The sequence below is a fragment of the Vibrio sp. Vb0304 genome (genome assembly GCF_033338995.1).
GTDB lineage: Bacteria > Pseudomonadota > Gammaproteobacteria > Enterobacterales > Vibrionaceae > Vibrio > Vibrio alginolyticus.
Map to the genome: position 1 here is coordinate 1 of NZ_JAWOTT010000261.1, position 1,157 is coordinate 1,157.

2 protein-coding genes are annotated in these 1,157 nt (G+C 44.0%); one reads left to right on the plus strand and one right to left on the minus strand.

Going from position 1 to position 1,157, the window contains the following annotated elements; genetic code table 11:
* A partial coding sequence (locus R7P35_RS25475; RefSeq protein WP_318093196.1) for a magnesium transporter occupies positions 1–389 on the plus strand: 389 nt, incomplete at its 5' end.
* On the opposite strand, the gene dacB is transcribed toward R7P35_RS25475, so the two are convergent.
* Positions 368–1,157: D-alanyl-D-alanine carboxypeptidase/D-alanyl-D-alanine-endopeptidase (gene dacB / locus R7P35_RS25480; RefSeq protein ID WP_318093198.1), on the minus strand; the 790-nt coding region annotated here is incomplete at its 5' end. The genes R7P35_RS25475 and dacB overlap by 22 nt on opposite strands.

Genomic DNA, 1,157 nt, shown 5'->3' on the forward strand with positions numbered 1-1,157 from the left:
GTACTCAAGCGGCCACATTGGTCATTCGTGCATTAGACACAGGTGAGCTTAAAAAGCGTCAGTGGTTAGCAGTACTTTGGAAAGAAGGTCGCGTAGCGCTGTGTCTCGCATTAGCGATTGCAATAGTTATGGTTGGACGCATTATGCTTTTTAGTGCCGGCCAATCTACGGGGGGCTTTGAACTGACAGACATCGCGCTTGCAATCGCCGTTGCTTTGTTTATTCAAGTCTCAATTTCCACAACGCTTGGCGGTTTGTTGCCAATAATAGCCCGTGCTTGCAAGCTAGACCCAGCCGTATTGGTGAGCCCTGTGCTTGCATCAATCGTTGATATATCAGGTATGTGGATTTACTTTACTGTGGTGAATTACTTCTTAGGTATCGCCTGACTAAAATTCACGATGTCACGGTAAAATAACTGCTCAAAATGCGTAATAGGGGCGATGACAGGTTTGTTATCGTCCCTTTTTTCTGGGAAGTAGTCTGAGACAAACTGGACGAAAATAGTATTCGGCTGGCCATTTTTATCTAAACCATAACCCGCCATGTTGTAGGTTCCGTACAATGAACCACTCTTCGCAATCAGTTGACCTTTAATTGGGGCATTCCGCATGCTTTGGCGGTATTGCAGCGTACCCGATTCGCCTGATTTAGGCATGATGGCAATCAGCTTCAGTGTTTTTTCGTTTTTCCAGATATAACGTAGGATTTCCGCCATTTTGGTCGCAGAAATACGGTTGTTTCTTGAAAGGCCCGATCCATCTTCCAAGCGTGCGTTACGGATATCGATGCCAGTGTTGGCGAAAATGATCTGTTTGATCGCTTCTGTACCATTGGTAAAACTTCCGGGTTGAACAAAAAATTTCGCACCCAATGTTTTCGTTAATGTATCTGCGATCAAATTGTCAGAATGCTTGAGCATGTCATCAAGTAAATCGGATAGCGGCTTTGATTGATGTAATGCCATCAATTTACGTTGTTTCTGTGGCGCTGAACCAATCTTAATTTTGCCTTTGAGCTCAATACCTAATTGCTTGAGTAACGTACTGATATTTTGACTGGTATAACGTTCAGGATCTTGAACCGCAAATTTGAGAGGCAGCGGCTTTTCTCGTTCGACTAAGCATCCTTTTAATTCGTAGCGATTGTCTGGGTGA